This is a genomic window from Pseudomonas sp. NPDC088429 (assembly GCF_044753305.1).
Classification (GTDB): Bacteria; Pseudomonadota; Gammaproteobacteria; order Pseudomonadales; family Pseudomonadaceae; genus Aquipseudomonas; species Aquipseudomonas rustica.
This window is the reverse complement of sequence record NZ_JBIVMX010000003.1, coordinates 1-21,128: the sequence shown is the minus strand read 5'-3', so window position 1 is coordinate 21,128 and position 21,128 is coordinate 1. Positions and strand designations below refer to the sequence as shown.

Annotated in this window: 6 protein-coding genes; 5 read left to right on the top strand and 1 reads right to left on the bottom strand. The window is 51.5% G+C overall.

The window, feature by feature from the left end:
* Positions 1-172 precede the first annotated feature (172 nt).
* On the bottom strand, positions 173-3,583 hold the full coding sequence (locus tag ACIP66_RS02870; protein ID WP_400645185.1) for an EAL domain-containing protein: 3,411 nt from the start codon (positions 3,581-3,583) through the stop codon (positions 173-175).
* A gap of 468 nt (positions 3,584-4,051) precedes the next feature.
* On the opposite strand from ACIP66_RS02870, the gene ACIP66_RS02865 reads away from it, so the two are divergent.
* From ACIP66_RS02865 to ACIP66_RS02845, 5 genes are all read left to right on the top strand, one after another.
* On the top strand, positions 4,052-5,668 hold the full coding sequence (locus ACIP66_RS02865) for a TolC family protein (RefSeq protein ID WP_400645182.1): 1,617 nt from the start codon (positions 4,052-4,054) through the stop codon (positions 5,666-5,668).
* Complete coding sequence (locus ACIP66_RS02860; RefSeq protein WP_400645179.1) at positions 5,661-6,602, top strand: efflux RND transporter periplasmic adaptor subunit; 942 nt, start codon at positions 5,661-5,663, stop codon at positions 6,600-6,602. The genes ACIP66_RS02865 and ACIP66_RS02860 overlap by 8 nt, the downstream gene beginning before the upstream one ends.
* Positions 6,603-6,950: 348 nt before the next feature.
* On the top strand, positions 6,951-8,249 hold the full coding sequence (locus tag ACIP66_RS02855) for an efflux RND transporter periplasmic adaptor subunit (protein WP_400645176.1): 1,299 nt from the start codon (positions 6,951-6,953) through the stop codon (positions 8,247-8,249).
* 4 nt (positions 8,250-8,253) lie between these two features.
* Positions 8,254-10,416, top strand: coding sequence for an HlyD family efflux transporter periplasmic adaptor subunit (locus ACIP66_RS02850; RefSeq protein ID WP_400645173.1), 2,163 nt, complete (start codon positions 8,254-8,256; stop codon positions 10,414-10,416).
* Between the two features lie 340 nt (positions 10,417-10,756).
* Positions 10,757-21,128 (top strand): tandem-95 repeat protein (locus ACIP66_RS02845; RefSeq protein ID WP_400645171.1); only part of this gene is annotated, 10,372 nt, incomplete at its 3' end.

Sequence of the window (21,128 nt, the reverse complement as noted above, 5' to 3'; positions counted from 1 at the left end):
AGCTATTCATTCGAGTGAGGCAAGCGATTCCTGATCGTCTTACGATCAGCACCTACTACCGCGAACTGGCTGATATAGTCACTATAGTCATCGTTCAAATTGCTTGCCAACCCTGCTCGGTCAACTATTTATTTCATAAGCAAATTACTAATACCAACACAAAAATAGGTGACTATATCGTGTAAAAATTCTTACTTAATCTATCGAGACAAGACTCAAAGGCCACGATATGCATGGGTCGGCCGTAAAAATATCCTTGTCCGACGTCACACCCTGAATCTTTTAGAAAGGAATGTTGCTCTTCAGTTTCAACCCCCTCTGCAACGACCTTGAATCCTAGAGCATGACCCAAGTCAACGATCGTTTTGACAATTGCCCTGTCAACGGAATCATGAGGTAAACCGGAAACAAATGCACGATCAATTTTTAAACTATTAATAGGCAGCATTTTTAAGTATGCGAGCGAAGAATAGCCGGTACCGAAATCGTCTATGGCAGTGGTTATGCCGAGGCGCTGTAGCTGTCTTAGAACAATTTTGGTGTGTTCCGGATTTGCCATCATCAAACTTTCTGTTACTTCAATTTCTAACGATTTGGCAGGCAACACATACGCTTCAAGAAAACCTTTAATTACCTCTAGCAAATCGCTACGCTCAATTTGCAATGAAGCCACGTTCACGGCGACAACTCCATAATTCAGCTGGTGATCCGTCCAGCGCCTGATATCCTTACAGACCGTTTCAATAGCAAATTCGCCAATATCAGTAATAAGTCCAGTTTGTTCTGCTAAAGGAATAAAATCCGTTGGTGGAACCAGTCCTCGAACTGGATCGCGCCACCGGATGAGTGCTTCAGCACCCACAAGCGTGTGAGTCGAAAGATTTATCTTTGGTTGATACCAAATTTCAAATTCTTTATTTTGTACTGCGCGTCGCAAGGCATATTCACTATCTAGTCGTTGTTGTGCTCGCTGCGTCATTTCAGGCTGATAAAAACGATAATTGTTACGTCCGCTTTCCTTGGCCCCATACATCGCTGAATCCGCCTGTTTCAGCAACTGTTCAGGTGTTTCAGAATCCTGCGGTGAAACCGATATGCCTATACTGGCAGTGAGTAAAATATTCGCACCTTGAAGACTAAATGGCTTTTTGAAGGAAGATAAAAGTTTTTCCGATACAATAATTGCGTCAGCAGGATCTCTAAGATCATTCAAGATCAATGCAAACTCGTCGCCCCCTATACGAGAAACTGTGTCACCGGATCGTACACATGACAAGAAACGCGATGACGCTTGTTTCAAAAGTAGATCGCCAATGGAGTGACCAAGACTATCGTTGACTGTTTTAAATCCGTCCAAATCTAATACCATCACCGCTATCGTTAATTGGGTATTTTTAGAGAGTTCAAGTGAATGCTGAAGTCGCTCATGAAAAAGCGTCCTATTAGGCAACGCTGTAACAGGATCAAAATGTGACATCTGTTCTAGCTCAGCGAGAGACTGATTGATCGCCGAAACATCCGAAAACACACCGACATAATTTGTGATTTTCCCCTCTTCATTGTGTACCGTATTAATCGTCATCCACATCGGGTAAAGGGCTCCATCCCTTCTCCTGTTCCACAGCTCCCCCCTCCAAAACCCACCATTCTTTAGGTTTTTCAGTATATTCTGATAGAAAACTCTGTCTTGGTTTTCAGAAATAAGCATGCTTGGCTTATGGCCTATGGAATCTTCCAGGCTATAGCCGGTAATTTTTTCATAAGCCGCATTGATGGATAAAATGTGCCCCCTAGAATTAGTGATTACAACGCCATCGGCTGTGTGGCTTATTACCACACCAGCGAGGCGAAGCTGTTCCGCTTTTTGCTTGGTTTCGGTGATATCAGTAGAAATGCCCAATATCCCGGTTGGCTTTCCATCCTTGGCACGTAGAACGCATTTTGTTGTCAAATATACTCGAACTTGGCCGTCACGTTTCAAGCGATCTTCGAATCGTACAATTCCTTTAGCCGCCAAAACCTTTTTATCGTTTTTATTTAAGGTTTTCGTCTCTTCGATGGACAAAAAATCATCTCGCTGCTTTCCTTTCATTTCTTCAAATTTAAATCCTGCAGCTTGCTCGAACAAGCGATTGCACAGTTGAAGCCTGCCCTCTGTGTCATATATATAAATCAGGGAAGGTGCGTTTTCCACGATATTTTGCAACAAGTCCTGTTGGATCGACAATGAATGCTCGGCTTCTTTCCTTGCTGTAATGTCGCGAACAACCGCGTACAAGGCAGGTTTTTCAGCAAGAGTCATAGTGCATAATGTAATCTCGGCTGGAAATATACTTCCATCTGCACGTTTATGTAACCACTCGAAACGATGAACCCCTGTTTTTATCGCCACTTGTAGCATCAATCGAGCTTTGACTTCCGTTGATTGGCCATCACTTTGGAACGGAGGGGAAATATCCTTCGCCTTTATTGTGGAAAAAATTTCCATATCGTCATAACCAAATACTTCCCTAGCGGAGGCGTTTGCTTGGGTGCAAAACCCACCTTCCCCCAGGATTAGAGTGGGATCCGGCGATCGCTCAAATAAGGAGCGAAAACGCTTCTCACTTTGCTTTAAGGAACTCTCAGCCGCACGTCGAACTTCAACTTCCTTTGAAAGTTCGGCGTGGCGCAAGCGGATAACAATCTGGCTTTTACATAACCGTGCGGAAAAAATAGTAAGTAGAACGGTGCATAATACTGAACCTTGAAAGAGAATAGAACCGAGTATCGAATCGGACGGCCATCCATTGACGGGCAGCGCTCCTAGCTGCCACGTTCCACCGGGGATATCAATAACACTGGTAATTGGATGTTCTTCAAATAACAAAGGGTCACCTATAATCATTCCCCCATCAAAACCTAGGCCGTCAGTTCCACGCACGGCAATTTGAAGGCCAGAAGCCTCCTTCTGAGACACTGGCACTAAAAGATGCTGCATATCAGCAACAACTGAAATGCTGCCCCAATATCCCCCCCTAACTTCCCCCGCGTTTAGAAATACGGGCCTTCTATATATAAACCCGACGCCCCTTTTTAAAGACAACTCAACCGGCCCAGCCAAAATCGCCTCTTTGGCATCGCGAGCTCTTAACACTGCCTCTCTATAAATTTGTATTTTTTGAATGTTCATCCCCAACACCCCTTCATTACCCGCAACGGGATAGACTAACTGGACGACGTCGTTGGGTGCAAACAGTATGCGGCGAATTAAAGGTTTCGCTTCAAGCGCTTGTTTCGACATACCAAAAAAATGATCAGCCGACATAGCTCCATCGACTTGTATCAGTTGGGCAACCCCTTCGGTCACATCAAACGTCGACCTTATCCTCCCCTCAAGTTTCGCTCGCAGTACAGCAACTGCAGCGATGACTTTACCCGCCGCAATATTTTTTCTTTCAGCAACGTCCAACGTTCCAATCAATAAGGACACCCCCATGCCGGCCGTAAAGATACATATCGGTAGGGTGTAAGTGAGCCAGGAATATATCCTCGCAGGCTTTGAATTACCACGACGCACCTTGGAATTATTTGTCTCTTTCAAACGTTACCCTTCCCTACTCGTTGTCCAGCGCAGATTTCAACCTATTCGAAAACAAAAACATTCAAAAAGGCTAGCTTGGCCTAGCGAAAATTTCCAACGATTCAAAATTTTGTTTGCCCATATATATATTTGAACTTTTTTTCGTCATGAGCGTCTTGTCGAAACGGCTTTACCGCCCAACTAATCAACTAATACTTTCTGTATATAAAAGGGCCACCATGCCACCGATGGTCAAATGCTAAAAAAAGCCCGAGCATTATTTGAAAACATCTGCTAGGGTTTTTAGTAACAAAAATAAATTGAACTTCACCAATGAAACTAGATGCTAAAAAATCGTTAAAAAACAGTCAAATAGATTCACTTGCGTCGCAACTGGCTTCGCACGTCAATAAAATATCTATTGCTGTAAAATGGTGCGTGAATTCGGGCCAATCAGGGTCTCGAATAGAGCGAACAGGAGTGGTGGTAATGAAACCTCTTCCCTATCATCTTGAAGCACAATCCTCCACCCTTCTGAATTGGCAATTTGCGCCATCCTTGGCGAGCGTAATGTTGACAATTGTTTTGACGGGCTGCGCTGTTCAGCCGAGTTCTTTTGAATCTTACGAAAACCAGGCTCGTGCAGTTGATCTTCTGGCTCGCGCTACTGCGGGTCAAGAGCCCATAAGTAAGCCGATCGATTTGTACGAAGCGATGGCACGCGCCATCAAATACAATCTAGATGCTCGTGTTGAAATGATGAGTTTGGCTTTGAGTCAAAAAGAACTAAATCTTGCTCATTACAATATGCTGCCCAAATTCGTCGCTACAGTAGATTATTCGGGACGCAACAATGATTCCGGGGGCACCAGTCAGTCTCTGCTGACAGGCCAGACATCGTTGGAGCCCTCGACTTCGTCAGAAAAAAACGTCGTTTCCGGAGATTTGACCCTGAGTTGGGATGTCTTGGATTTCGGCTTAGCGTATGTCCGCGCTCAGCAAGCCGCGGACGAGGTCAGCATTGCGGATGAACGTAGACGCAAAGTGATCAATAGGCTAATCGAGGATGTGCGTACTGCTTATTGGCGAGCCGCAAGCGCTGAGCGGATGCTTGATCGCGTCTATGAGTTGGAACGCAGTACCAAGACGGCATTGGAGCAAGCGCAGCGGCAAGAGGAACAAGGCCTCACAGCCCCGCTGACTCCCCTGAGTTACGAACGTGAATTACTAGGTATCCGTCGTGATGTGCAAGCCTTAGGGCGTGAGCTTAGTGTCGCCAAACGCCAGTTAGCCGCATTGATGAATCTGCCCCCGAGTATGCGATACACAGTCGCCCTGCCATCACCCTCACTTGCTTGGAAACCCCTGGAATTACCAGGCATAGATGCTGGAGACGAGGTGGCGTGGTTACGCATCGCGATTGAGAACCGACCTGAACTACGTGAAGTCGCTTATCAACTACGTAGTAACGACAAGGAAAATACAGCCGCATACTTACGGATGCTTCCTAGCCTACGAATTTTTGGGGGCATGAACGCAAGCAGCAATAGCTATCTGTATAACGAAAACTGGGTCGGATGGGGGGCTCAAACCAGCTGGAATCTTATGAATGTGTTTCGTCTTCCTGCCGAAAAAGAAAAGGTAAAGGCACAGGGCCAATTGCTTGACCAGAGACAGCTGGCGCTGACGACGGCAGTAGCATTGCAGGTAGAAGTTAGCCGTGCTCGGTATACAATGCGGCTCCAGGAGCTTACGACAACTCAGCGATACAATGAAGTACAGGCTCGAATAGAGCACCAGATAGACGCGGGGTTCAAGGTAGAGAAGCTTAGCCGACAGACCTTGATTCGCGAGCAAATGAATACTTTGATATCCCAAATGCGCTACGACATGGCTCTGGCCGACTTGCAAAACGCATACGCCAACGTTTTTGCCTCATTGGGCATAGATCCTATCGAATCAGGTATGAGTACCGCCGAGCCGGTCACTGTTCTGGCAGAAAAGCTGCGAGTCATGTGGGCCAAGCGTCGGGATGCTGTCGCGATGATAGAGGCGCAAGAAGACTCTAACAGTGACGGCAAACTTTTGAGCATGACCCATGAATGATTCTCGACGTTCGCCCATTCATACCGTCTGCTCTGCAGCGCTCGTTGCAGCATTGCTGATATCAGGATCTTCAACATGGGGCAATACCGCTTCTTCTACGGAAAATGCAGCACGTGGTGTTTTACGCGCGGAACGCGAGGTCGTGTTGTCGTCTTCAGTATCGGAGCGAATCCAGCAAATGGCCTTTCGTGAGGGTGACCACTTCACAGAAGGGCAAATATTGGTCGCCTTTGATTGCGGTCGGCTCAATGCCGAATTACGGGCGGCGCGTGCGGATGCTGCAATGGAAGCACGAAACGCCCAAGTCCAAAGTGAGTTGCTGACAATGGACGCAACGGGGCGCGCTGACGCCGACGTTGCCCGTCTGAAGCATCAAGAGCGTCAAGCCCAGGCTGATGTTATTCGCGAACGCATGACTGGCTGCAAAGTATTGGCGCCCTTTTCCGGCAGCGTGGTCGAGACGATGGTTCGTGTAGACGAAACACCACCACCCAATGAAAAACTGCTCAAAATCGTCAAAGACGGCCCGCTTGAATTGCATATGGTTGTGCCTTCGAAATGGCTCCCGTGGTTGAAGCGAGGTTCGGCCATACACTTTGTCGTGGACGAAACCGGAGACACGCTCCAAGCAACCGTCACGCGCATTTCGGGAGCTGTGGATGCAGTGAGTCAGACAATAAAAATTATCGCCGATGTGGTTACTTTTCCTGATGGCGTGCTTCCCGGAATGAGTGGCAGTGCGTTGCTCAATGACAAAAAGCAGAACGACCCTGCAGATTCTGGCAAAACCGCTGATCCCACACTTCGAAACCAATCAGCACACGAGGCTCTGAAAGGGAATGCGTCTGAATGCAATATTTCAGTAGGCTGTATGCCGTCCGCGGCACTGGAAATCGGTCACGGTACCGTAGACGCGGGCTTCACTAAAAATTGAAAGGTTAAAACCATCGGTGTCCTGTGCTCTTGTAGACAGATCTCGTTTTAACAGTCTTTTCAATTTTTTTGCGATGTATACAGAGGTAACCGAATCATGGTGCCACCCGTAGCTCCACCTTCAAATGAATCCGAGTCGTCGTCGACCGATAACGTATCAGAACGTGTTCAGCGGTCGGGAACCTCAGCATTCAAGGCGCGCCGCCTGGATACAACTGCGGCGGGAGCTGACGCCCGCTCAAGTTCTGGCAGCGCGGCGCGTAGCTCCATTAGTACTACAAGCACCGATCTGATTCGAATTGAAGGAGAGCTACGCCGTTGCGCGACGAACGAGGCTCTCTGGCACCATTTGGCCAATGAACCTATTGCATTGCTGCCTTTCGGTCAGGCATTGGTATTGGAAGCCAAGTCTTCATCTACCTCCCTTCGATTTACACTCTCCGCGACCAGTCGTGAATTAAAAATCCGGTGGAAAACCGTGGCGGTGTCTGGGCTGACAAACGTCAACCGTGATTCACCCATGACACGATGGTATGAACATATTGTAGATACCATTTGGCGGCTACATGGCGTCGAAAGCGGTGTCTACGTTTTCGATCTTCCTGCGTACGCTGATCCGCAAGATCCTTGCACTGACGAGGCCGCCTTGCGTCACTTGATGTGGGTGCCCCTTGTGGATGCTGATCAATTGGTGAAGGCTGGCTGGCTTCTTGCGCGTAATACTCAATGGGAAGAATCCCATCAAACGCTCGCTTTGCGTTTGGCTGGTGCCTACGCACATGGCTTAAGCGCCATCGAAGGTCGTGGTAAACCGCCTACAGTTTTGCGTCGGCATCAGACCAAGCTCTACATCGCGCTGATCGCCCTTACGGTTGTATCTACATTTATCCATGTCCCTTTGACCACCCTTGCGCCGGTTGAAGTATCCCCGCAAAGTCCATTGGTAATGGCAGCGCCGATGCCAGGTGTAGTAGAACGAATCCTGATATTACCGGGAGCGCAAGTCAGCAAGGGTACTCCTCTCATTCAACTGGTAGACACTCAGCTACGTAGCGACTTCGAAGTAGCGTCGCAAAAACTGGAGGTGGCCCGTGCCAAGATGCTGCGTCTGCAGCAGGCTTCAGTGGAGGATATTTCGGCAAAACGCGAAATGGCTGTCGCCAAGAGCGAAGAAGGCGTAGCCATTGCGGAGCGCAACTACGCAAAAGCGATGTTGGAAAAAACTATTCTGCATGCCACGCAGGCGGGCGTAGCATTGTACGGAGACCCGCGTGACTGGGTGGGGCGTCCGGTGGCGGCAGGTGAAGCGATAATGCGCGTGGCCGATCCGCAGAATGTTGAGTACCAAATTAAGGTGCCGGTTTCTGACGCCGTTAACCTGCAAGCGGGCGCACGAGTGAAGGTGTTCTTGGATGCGGCACCATTGGATTCGCTCGAAGCGCGCGTGGTGCGTGCCGCTTATAAGGCTGAAACCGATGCAGCTGGCGTTTCCAGCTTTACGGTAACGGCACACATCACGGATCCTGCCGTCGCGCCTGAACGGCTAGGCCTGCGAGGCACCGCAAGGATTTATGGTGAATCGGTGTCGTTGTGGTATTACCTACTACGCCGCCCAATTACAGCTATGCGTCAATGGACTGGAATTTAGGGCCATGCATACCTCAACCCCACCCAGTGCTGCGCAGCCGGAAACAATAGAGTTCGATACGCTGCCTCTGCCTGAAATGCGTCAGGATTTGCGCTTGATTGAAGGGGGCGCAAGTGGAAGTAATTACCAGCAAGATAGCCTCTGGAGAATCCACGACCCGCTGGCACATCGTTTTTTTACTATCGACCGCGATGCGATGCAGATGCTATCGCAATGGCGCGCTGGCACCGTGGGAGCTATGCGTATTGCTGTGGCTCGCGTGAGCGGGCACGGGCCGGATGATCAGCAAATCGCAACACTTATAGAATTTCTTCAACGTAATGAGCTTGTGCGTCCGGTACCCCAACAGACTTTTACGCGAGTGCGACAACTAGCTACATCGGGCAAACGCTCTCCCGGCAGCCGATTGCTACACGGTTATCTGTTTTTCAAAATTCCTCTAGTCAGGCCAGATGCCTTCCTTCGCCGCACCTTGCCTCTCCTTACGATTTTTTTTCAGCCGTTCTTCTGGATAGCTGTTGCGATATTGGGACTGTTTAGCTTGTACTTGGTATCCCGCCAATGGGACGCTTTTTTACACACTTTCCCAGATATGTTTTCCGTAGCCGGGGTACTTACGTTTGGTTTGAGTCTTGCGCTGGTGAAGACGCTTCATGAGCTTGGGCACGGTTATACAGCCGTTCGTATGGGGTCGCGGGTGAGCACCATGGGCGTGGCATTCGTCGTGATGACTCCCATTCTTTATACCGACACCACAGATGCCTGGCGGTTACCACTACGCCGACAGCGCGTTCTGATTGACATTGCTGGCATGGTGGTCGAGTTATTGGTTGCTGTAGTGGCCACCTTCGCGTGGGTATTCCTTCCCGATGGTGTCATGCGCCACGCGGCCTTTGCACTAGCAACAACCGGCTGGGTGCTAAGTCTTGCGGTCAATCTCAACCCACTTATGCGTTTCGACGGGTATTACCTTTTCAGCGACTTGATTGGTTTTCCAGGGTTGCAAGATCGCTCATTCGCAATGGCGCGCTGGTGGATGCGTGAGGTGCTCTTCGGCTACTGCGACGATCCCCCCGAGCCTCTCTATGGTCGCATCCGGTCGTTTCTTATTGGCTTCGCGTTTGCCACATGGATTTACCGCTTCTTTTTGTTCCTGGGCATTGCATTACTGGTCTACCACTACTTCTTCAAATTGCTCGGGGTGTTTTTGTTTGGAGTAGAAATCATATGGTTTATTGCCATGCCCATTTGGCGAGAAATTAAGGTGTGGCTTGAACGTCGCCACGAGGCTGGTAACCGTGTCCGAATCACTACATCAGTCCTGCTAGTACTCTTAGCGGTACTGTTGGTGCCCTTTCCTTATACGGTTCGTATACCGGCCGTACTGACTGCCACCCAGCAAATGCCAACGTTCGCCCCCCGTCCCGCGCAGATTGAAAGGGTGCTTGTTCAACAAGGCGATCCTGTTCAAGCAGGTCAGTTATTGATAGCACTGATAGCTCCGGAAATTGATCAACAAGTAAAGAACGCTCGAGATACCGAGCGGCTGCTGCTCGATCGACTGAATCGCCGCGGCGCGGATCAGCGGGATCTCTCAGAAACCCTAGTGCTCTCAAACGAACTGAGTCTGGAGCGAGATCGAATTACCGGTCTGGAGCGCGAGCGAGCCCGTTTGGCAGTGCGTTCGCCCATCGACGGAATCGTGGCCGAATTGACGCCTGAGCTTTCCCCAGGACGCTGGATCGATGACAAAACCCGTTTAGTGTTAGTGGCCAAACCTGGCGCTTTGGAGGCGCGAGGGTATGTCGAAGCAGCGGATGTGAAGCGTATACAAAAAGGTGATCAAGGTGAATTTGTGGACGACCTGCGTATACATGACGCTATTAACCTAAAGGTCATACGGATTGGTGCAGCTGCGACGGATCAACTCTATAACTGGATGCTCGCATCCACACATGGCGGCGTAGTCCCGTCGCGACAGTACGAAGGGAAGGCGCTCTCCGAAGATGCCGTTTTCGAAGTAATTAGCGCTGTTGAAGACGCGTCGCAGGCACTGCCAATGACCGAAATTCGGGGTGAGATGCAGATACGCGGCGCGGCGCAAAGCTTGGGTGGACGCATTCTGCGTCGTGTTGCCTATGTGTTGATAAGAGAGTCCGGAGCGTGATGAAGGCGTTCGACGTCCGGCCTTGCCGTTCCGGTATTTGCTGCATTGGTTCACCGCGTCAATTTCAGCGGCGCTCCGGTGTGCTCCATAGCACTTCCAAATTCTGCATGAGGTATCAGCTGTGAATAATAAATCGCGCCATTCAGGCAAGCATTCCAAGAATTCAGCTAACGTGGCCAAGCCTGGCACCCTGATGACCTCCCCTTTGTTTCTGCAAGTTTTAGAGCCACGCGTACTTCTGGACGCTGCTGCCGCGCAGACCGTGCAGGATGTGGCGCAACAGGATCATCACGCGCCGCCGCCGGCTGACGCCGCAGATCACGCAAATTTGGTGGCCGCATTGGATGCGGTACAAAACACGCAAAAATCTGCACCCGAAGCGCCGTCGGCAAGGCAGGCTGACGCAGTGCCTACGGCCGTCTATTTCATAGATCGCGGCGTGGCCGATGCAGATCAACTATCCGCTAGCGTGCCGACCGGCGCAGAAGTGCACTTTATTGAGCAAAACGTCAACGGGATCCAGTTCATCGCCGACACGCTGCAGGGTCGAACTAATATCGACTCCGTACACATTATCAGCCACGGCGAAGCAGGCGTTTTGCAAGTAGGCTATGCCAGCCTATCGCAGGATAGTATGCAGACCACCTACCACGCCCAATTGGCAGAAATTGGACGATCACTAAGTGTTGATGGCGATATTCTTGTCTACGGCTGCGATTTCGGTTTTGGTGACGCAGGGTCTGCCGCCGTAGAGACTTTGGCCGAAGTTACAGGAGCAGATGTCGCCGCATCTACTGACGACACTGGCGCCGCGTCACTGGGCGGTGATTGGGATCTTGAAAGAAATAGAGGATCCATTGAGGCACGTAATGTCGACGCCCGCGACTGGAACGGCCTGCTCGTCGCTCCCGTACTCGACGCCACGCCGAACCTGACTTACACCGCTGTAGAGGATGCGTCCGCCCCAACGAATGGCACAAATGTGGGCGTGCTCCTCTCCAGCTACACAGGCGGCATAACGGATGTTGACCCAGGTGCACTTAAAGGAATTGCGATAACGGCTAATGCCCCGACGCAAGGTGTTTGGTGGTACACGATAGACGGGGGGGCAAACTGGCAGGCAGTTGGGGCTGTCTCCAACACGAGCGCCCTACTCCTAGCTGATACCGCAAGCACGCGTCTGTATTTCCAGGCGACCACCGCGAATTTTAACGGCGCGGTTACGGGTACCGCTCTGACTTTCAAAGCGTGGGATCAATCCAGTGGTACCGTAGGCGCAAAGGCATCGACTACAACTGGTGCTGGTAACGTTGCCGCAGCCGTATCGACAGTCACCGATACTATCGCGGTGAGTGTATCGTCGGTCAACGACGCGCCGGTATTGACTGATGTAGTGCGCTCACTAACGGCGTTTAACGAAGATGTGAATATCGCTGCACCGGTTGGCGCAGTTGGCGTAGACGTCACGCTAGCGGCTCTCAACATTAACAACACTAACGTCAGCGACGTCGATACGGGCGCGGTAAAGGGCATCGCTATTGTTGGTACAAACTCTGTCAACGGCACATGGTGGTATTCAACCAACAGCGGCACAACCTGGATTCAGGTCGGCAGCGTTTCCGAAGCCAACGCGCTGTTGCTCTCCAATGCCACTACATCGCGCATCTATTTCCAATCCACGGCCGACTATAACGGCACCATGGCCGACGCCCTGACTATTAGAGCTTGGGATCAGACTCAAGGCAACAATGGTGGTCGCTTCGATATTGCTGGCAACGGCACTGGCGGTATGACGGCATTTTCTGCTGCCACTGATGTTGTTGCACAGACGGTCACTGCAGTAGCGGACATCGTCGCCAATACCGCCACGACGTTGGAAGATACCTCGATCATCGTTGATGTCCTTGCGAACGATACCTTCGAAAATGCAGGTCGTGTGATTTCAGCTATTGATGGCCAAGCAATCGCGGTTAATGGCAGCGTCACCGTCACCAATGGGACGGTGACACTGATCAATGACGCGGGCCAACAGAAACTCAGCTTCATGCCGGCGGCGGATTATTCCGGCACCGCGACCTTCAGCTATTCTGTAAGCTCCGGCGGCGTGGCCGAGACGGCGAACGTCACCATCACAATCACTGCTGTCGGGGATGCTCCACGCATCGATCTTGACTCGTCAACCGCCGGCTCAAATTACACGGCAAATTACGACCAGGGTGGTGTATACCTCGGAAATCTGATCACGGTGAGCGATCCCGAGAATAACAATCTCACATCGATGACTGTCACACTTACGGGCGCTACAGTTGCTGACAGGTTATGGTTGTCAACTGCCGTAACTGGAATTACATCCAGCTACAATGTTGCAACTGGGGTACTGACACTGACCGGCAACGCAACGCTTACCGTATATCAGGCAGCACTTAACAACGTGTTGTTCGAGAGCACTTCGGCTACAACGGCTCCTCGTACAATTACCTTTAGTGCTATTTCAGGAACAGTACCAACGGCTTCCAACCTAGCAACTGCAACGCTTACTCCCATCGATAGCGACGGCGACGGCGTTGTCAATGCCGCGGATATCGACGACGATAATGACGGTATCTTAGACACCGTGGAAAACCCGGGCCCTCGCAACGTAATTACGAACGGTGACTTTTCTGCAGGTTATGCAGGTTTCAATTCCAGTATCGAAGATTCAATGACAGGCCCATACGCCTCATCATATGAAACGTATAATGGCGTAGTCGATAATGGTTCTACTGGTGGGAATTATACTGCGACATGGAATCCATTTGGAGGAACAGGGGGTGCGTACCTAGTTACGAATGACCTCCCAGACGTCCTAGGGCGCCCTGGGGCAGTGGTGTGGAATGAAAGCCTTGATGTCCGACCTAATCAAAATCTGACGTTCTCCTTTCGCATGGCCACCACTGGCGTGAATTTAGATGTCCTTGTCAACGGTGTATCGATTACGGGGGGAATCCAATATTACGGTTCCAGCGGTTGGGTCAATCGCAATTTCGCATTCAATACCGGCTCTAGTACTGCAGCGAATATAGAGATAAGACAGTATTCAACTAGCAACTCGGTAAACTACCCTCAACGACTCGACGGCGATGCCGGCTTTGACGACATGACGTTACTGGTAGATTACGCAGGTAGCGACATCGACAATGACGGCACTCTCGATCGACTCGATCTTGATGCAGATAATGACGGCATTACCGATAACATCGAAGCTCAGACGACTGCCGGTTATATTGCCCCGAGTGGAGTTGATGTTGACCTTGACGGGTTGGACGACGTTTACGATGCTGCGGTGGGTGATCAGACCGGCGCCGCTAGTATTGGTCTGATCCCTGTCGATACCGATAACGATGGCACAAAGGATTATATTGACTCCGACTCAGACAATGACGGCATTGGTGACATCGTTGAACGCGGCGACGGTCAGGCGACAAGCATCATATCCACCAATGATACGGATCATGACGGCCTGCTCGACATCTTTGAAGGCTCGAATGTTAATGACGGCTTCGACCCTAACGACGAAAACATCGACACCAATCACATTTATAACCTCGCCGACAGCGATAACGACACGGCAGCGGATGGTTCCAACGCAGCGCCACGCGGAACTGATCTCGACTACCGTGACGATCCGCAGGCGCCGGCCAACAACTTGCCCGTTGCGGGCTGGATTACTCCCGAAGACACGGCAGGCCAGCTCACTGGTATCTCAGTCATCGATAATGGCGCAAACGGTACTTACATCGTCCAACTCACCGTGGATTCGGGTGTCCTGTCCGCAACGGCGGGTAACGGTGTCACACTAACAGGCGTTGGAACAGGAACGTTAACCCTTTCGGGAACGCTCGGGGCGGTCAACGCTTTTCTGGCTAGCGCCTCGGCGCCCACCTATACGCCTGTCGTCAATTACAATGGCCCGGTGAATTTGCAGATAGTTACAAAAGATGGCGGCGGCGCTGTTGGTTCGTTCACCGACACCGATAATGCAACTATTAATGTCAGTCCAGTCAACGATGCACCAGTCGTCGATTCATCACCAATGCTGAGCTACACCGGACAGGAAGACTCGGGAGTGCCAGCGAACGGAACAGCGATCGGTCAGTTGGTCTCAAGCTTTACTTCAGGCATTAGCGATATCGACGCAGGCGCAGTGAAAGGCATTGCAGTCACTGCTACTGCGCCTACTAATGGCGTGTGGTGGTACACCACTGATGGTGGCGCGAACTGGCAGGCCATAGGTACGGTATCAAACACTAGTGCGCTGCTACTCGCTGATAATGCAAATACCCGTCTTTATTTCCAGCCGACGACTGCGAATTACAATGGCACGGGAGGTGCCACGGCGCTGACCTTCCGCGGCTGGGATCAAACCTCTGGCACCGCGGGTACCAAGGTTACGACCGCTACCAATGGCGGGATCACTGCTTTCTCCACTGCCACAGACACAATCGCGGTGACCGTCGCGCCGGTCAACGATGCGCCGGTAATGACTGATGTAGTGCGCTCACTAACTGCGTTTAACGAAGATGTGAATATTTCTGCACCGGTTGGCGCAGTTGGCGTAGACGTCACGCTGGCGGCTCTCAACATCAACAACACTAACGTCAGCGACGTAGATACGGGCGCGGTCAAGGGCATCGCCATTGTTGGTACAAACTCTGTCAACGGCATCTGGTGGTATTCGACCAACAGCGGTACGACCTGGCTTCAGGTCGGCAGCGTTTCCGAAGCCAACGCGCTGTTGCTCTCCAATGCCACTACATCGCGCATCTATTTCCAATCCACGGCCGACTATAACGGCACCATGGCCGACGCCCTGACTATTAGAGCTTGGGATCAGACTCAAGGCACCAATGGTGGTCGCTTCGATATTGCTGGCAACGGCACTGGCGGTACAACGGCATTTTCTGCTGCAACTGATGTTGTCGCACAGTCGGTTACTGCAGTTGCAGACATTGTCGCTAACACCGCCACTACGTTGGAAGACACCCCTATTATCGTTGATGTCCTTGCGAACGACACCTTTGAAAATACGGGTCGTATGATTACCGCAGTTGATGGTCAGGCAATCACTATGAACGGTAGCGTCAATGTCACCAATGGGACGGTGACTATGATCAATGACGCGGGCCAACAGAAACTCAGCTTCACGCCGGCGGCGGATTATTCCGGCACCGCGACCTTCAGCTATTCTGTAAGCTCCGGCGGCGGCGTGGCCGAGACGGCAAACGTCACCATCACAATCACTGCTGTCGGGGATGCTCCACGCATCGATCTTGACTCTTCGACGGCAGGCTCTAATTACACGGCGAATTATGATCAGGGGGCTACTCCGATCGGACTCGCAGTTAGCGTCACCGATCCAGAGGGCAACAATCTCACGTCGATGACCATAACCCTTATCAATCCAACAGCTGCCGACAATTTGTACTTGACGGCTAGCGTAACCGGAATCACTGTCACAGCGTTCAATCCAGCGACTGGCGTAATGACACTGACCGGCAACAGTACGCTGGCTAACTACCAAAGGGCGTTGAATAACATACGTTTCGAGACTACCAATGGAACACCAACCTCACGCACCATCACGGTTACAGCTGTTTCCGGCACCGCTCCAACGGCGTCTAACGTTGCTACCGCTACGCTCACCACCATCGACACTGATGGCGATGGCGTCGCCAACGCCGCCGATATCGACGATGACAACGACGGCATTCTGGATACGGTCGAAGGGGTTAATCTTACCATTGTTTCGCCTAGTTCAGGCTCGGCATCGGCGACACCCACAGCTGGGTGGTCGATAGACGAAACTATCGACGGAATCATCGCCCCCAACGATGGAGGGAATGGATATCACGCCAACTACACCGGACAACTCGACTTAGTTCAATACAACTTCACGAAACCTCAAAATGATGTTCAATTTATCCAATTTTATAATAACGTCGGCAATGCCCTCGCCGACGGACAGGGTGTGCAATCAATAGGGGAAATCCGAATTTATGCAGCAGATGGAACAGTCCTCCGTTCTATCACGGGCTATTCCAATGCAGGCTCGATTCCGGACAATTCCCAGCCCTTCCAGTTTTATGTCGGGGGGCTAAATGGTGTCGCACGGATTGAATTCCACGATCTGACGGCTTGGTCAGGCCAGATCGGCTTCAGCGAAGTTAATATCTTGGTAGGGAAGGATTCCGACGGGGACGGTGTGGTAAACCGGCTTGATCTAGATTCTGATGACGACGGCATCACGGATAATATCGAAGCACAAACGACTGCAGGTTATATCACGCCTAGCGGCGTTGATGCTGACGGTGACGGCCTTGACGACATTTATGATGCCAACGTCGGTAATAAGACTAGTGCGGCCAGTGTTGGATTAACACCTGTTGACACAGATGGCGACGGCGTGATTGATCAGCTGGATTCAGATTCCGACGCCGATGGTGTTGCAGATATCGCCGAGCGCGGCGATGGTCAGCCATCTAGTGTCACCTTACTCAGTGATACCGATGGCGACGGCCTGCTCGACATCTTTGAGGGATCAAACGTCAATGATGGCTACGATGCCAACGACCAGAATATAGACGGCGCGGGCATCTTCAACCTCGCCGACACCGACAACGATACAGCGGCGAACGGCCAAGACGCTTTGCCGATGTCCAATGACCTGGATTATCGCGACAATCCAACGCTCGACGTCGATAACGATCACATCATAGAAAGTATTGACATAGACGACGACAATGACGGGATCCTGGATGTCCTAGAATATACCCAGTACCCACCAGCCGACTACGTCGGGCCAAATTATTGGGGTGTTCCCACTCTATCAGGCGCGGTTAGCGCAGGCGGGTCGCTCGGTGAACTCACCGATGGATCGTATTCAAATACGGGACTATCCATTGATCCAACGGGTACTGCAGCTGACTACCCCGATTTCATTTTGACCATCGGCGGCGCCTCTGGGCTGCCGACGGGAGGACTTACGGTTGATTCCTTTGTTATAGCCAACGATAACTCGGCCACCGATGGTTCTGGGGCCGGGGATGGTCTGCAAAACGTAACCATCGTACTTTATGATTCTATTGGTAATGAACTCGGAAGAGAGGTGCTCACTAATCTGCGCACTGACCATTATCTGGATACAAATCCTGACTACTACACTTTTAGCAAAACCTACTTTGGAGTGGCTTCTTTCAGTGTCATCGCGCAAAGCAGTTATATTTACGGGCCCGCTGCCGGGAATACTACGCAGATTCGTGAGATTGGCCTTGCTTTGCGCACCGCAGCATCGGCGCCACGCGACACAGATGGTGACGGGATTTTCGACCATTTAGATATTGATTCTGATAATGACGGAATCACCGACAATGTGGAGGCGCAGAAGACATCGACTTATGTTGCACCAACTGGTGTTGATGCCGACGCAGATGGCCTTGACGACGCCTATGACGCCAATGTGGGCAACAAAACAAGTGCAGTTAGCGTCGGGCTTATTCCGGTCAATACTGACGGTGATGGCCTAAGTGACCAGATTGATTTCGACTCCGATGCTGATGGTATTACGGACATCATCGAGCGCGGCGATGGTCAGCCAACTAGTGTTACATCAACTACCGATACCGATCACGATGGACTTCTCGACATTTTCGAAGGATCCAATGCCAATGACGGCTTCGACGCCAATGACGAAAATATTGTCGCCGGCACCTTCAACCTTGCCGACAGTGATAACGATACTGCCGCCAATGGATCGGATGCACTATCGCCCTTCTACGATCTTGATTATCGCGACACGGTTGCGCCCAAGCCGCCGGTGGTGGATCTCAACTCAGGCGTAACACCGAGCGAAGTTGTGCAAAACGGGTCACTCACTGGCTCTGCGGGCTGGTCATCGCCAGGGGCTGTACCCGGTTTTACCGCCAATGGCTGGGAAGCAGCTAATCCCGCCGTTCTTACACAGAGCGGTATTGCCGGATGGAATGTGGGACAAGCCCCATCGGGGGCGGTACAACTCACTTTCAACCTGGCATGGGACAACAACGCTGGCCCGCCGGGGAGACTCACCGTCTCGGTCGGCGGTGTGGCTTATGCTGTTTTCGATGGATCGGCAGGTACGGGGGCAAACGACAATACCGCGGTAGGCATAATTACGTTTCTCAATGGGTCGAGTGGTAGCCCTTCTACAATATTAACTTCGGTTTCCGGCGCATACACGACTTATCGGGTCACACTCAATTTGCCTGACAATGTTGCTCCGACCGGCGATTTAACCTTCGCTTACAACGAGCCTTTTGGAGCGAGCGACGACGCAATTAGAATTGACAATATTAGTGTCCTCACAACTCGTCGAGACATTGCTGCAGATGTTTCGCCCGGGGTCGATTTCGCGACGACGTACACTGAGGGATCTGCGTCGATCTCGGTCGCCGATACGGACAGCAGCGTGCATGATGATGATAATCAAACACTGCAGTCTGCCTCCATCGTTCTTACCAACGCTCAAGCGGGCGATCAGTTGATGATCTTATCATCACCACCAGCGGGCATCACCGCGCTGATAGAACAGTCAGTTCCAGGTCAGATCACCGTCACCCTCACCGGTAACGCGAGCAAGGCAGCGTATGCCGAAGCAATCAGAGGAATCGGATTCCGTAATACGAGTGACAACCCGACTACGTTAAACCGAATAGTCCATGTCACCGCCAATGACGGCACATTAAATTCGGCTGTTGCGACCACAACCATCACATTGATTCCTGTCAATGACTTACCCGTCGCAAATGACGATGCGCTCGCTACTAACGAAGGCGTTGCACTGACCTTCGACCCTCGTCTAAACGACATTGATGTCGAAAATGATGCCCTTACCATCACTCAGATTGACGGCACTGCGATCATATCCGGGGGAAGCGTCGCCGTGATGGGGGGAATCGTGACGCTGAATGTAGATGGCACGCTGACTTTTACGCCGAGCTTGGGATATGTGGGCATGGCGGACTTCACTTACACCGTTTCGGATGGCAATGGCGGTACGGATACCGCAAGAGTGGATATGACTGTCGTCAATCTGGTTGATCCCCCATTGACGGCCGACGATACGAATTCAGTCACCGAAAACAGCACGCTGAATGTTAATGCATCAGCCGGACTGCTCGCAAATGATGTAAGTAGCGAACCGATGTTAATTACCCAGTTTACGGTAGATGGCAGCACTTTCACGGCAGGTGATACGGCAGCACTGGCTGGCATAGGTACCCTGACGATTAATGCCGACGGCTCCTATAGTTTTACTCCAGCGCCAGAATATATTGGTGCGGTTCCGATCGCGACTTATACCGTGTCTAACGGATCTGACAACGCTACCGCAACCCTAACCCTGAGCATAATCCCAAGCAACGATCCACCCATCGCTGGGGACGATTTTAGCACCGTAACCGAGGATTTAACTCTCTCCGTTGTTGCGGGCTCTGGACTGCTGTCCAACGATGTCGACGCTGACGGCGACCCGTTGGTTATCACCGATTTTGTTGCAGAAGGGGTGAGCTACGCAGCTGGTATTACGGCCAACATGGTCGGTTTCGGCATGCTTACCATCAATGCAGATGGCAGCTACACTTTCGTCCCTGAGTCTAACTACGCTGGCCCGATTCCGATCATTACCTATACCGTATCAGACGGTAAGGGGAGCACCGACACTGCTACGCTGACGCTTAATATGGTTGCGGTCGAAGATTCCCCTGCAAGCACGTCGATGCCGGATCGAGTGCGCGTAGATGGCGAGAATTTCGATTACGACATATCGTCCTATTTTTCTGATCCTGACGGTGACACGCTGAACTATGTTATCTCCGGACTTCCACCAGGGCGCACGTACAATCCGGCGACCGGGGTCATTTCGGGTACGATTGCCCATGACGCGAGCCAAGGCGGAATCGGTGGCGCATATACAGTAACTGTCACTGCGTATGACGGCCCTGATGGTACGGGCCTATCGACTACACAAACGTTCATCGTGACGGTAGGCAACCCCGTTCCTACGGCAGTCGATGATACGGCTACAGTTATCGAGGATGGTGCGCTAACGGTCGATGCTGCCAGTGGCCTTATCGCCAATGATACGGATCCAGATGGCGACCCAATGATCGTTTCCCTGTTTGCTGTCGCGGGCGACGCCACGGTCTTTTTTGCGGGAGATACCGCGACGATAAATGGTGTCGGCACACTGACAATCAACTCGGACGGCTCGTATAGCTTCTCGCCTTGGGCCAATTATAGCGGTGCCGTACCTGTCGTGACTTACGTGGTCTCCGATGGAAATGGCGGAACTGATGTTGCTACACTGACGCTGACAATTACACCAGTAAATGACGTTCCCAAGCTTGTCGATCCGAATCTCCCCGGCCAGATATTCGACCCAGCGACGAGCAACTATGCCGTCACCACACCTGAAGATGTTGCGTTCAGTGGTCAAGTGGCCGCTAATGATGCCGACAGCGATACCCTTGCCTACTCGGTCGCTACTCCGCCCACCAACGGTACGCTCACCCTGGATGCGGCCACAGGTGCCTACACCTACATCCCAACTGCCGACTACAACGGCACCGACAGCTTCGTCGTCGAGATCAGTGATGGCAACGGCGGGATTGTGCAATCCGTCGTAACGCTCACTGTTA

Bases quoted from the DNA above. Each gene is read 5' to 3' on its own strand.
- ACIP66_RS02860 (WP_400645179.1), top strand. From the start codon at position 5,661: ATGAATGATTCTCGACGTTCGCCCATTCATACCGTCTGCTCTGCAGCG.
- ACIP66_RS02850 (WP_400645173.1), top strand. From the start codon at position 8,254: ATGCATACCTCAACCCCACCCAGTGCTGCGCAGCCGGAAACAATAGAG.
- ACIP66_RS02865 (WP_400645182.1), top strand. From the start codon at position 4,052: ATGAAACCTCTTCCCTATCATCTTGAAGCACAATCCTCCACCCTTCTG.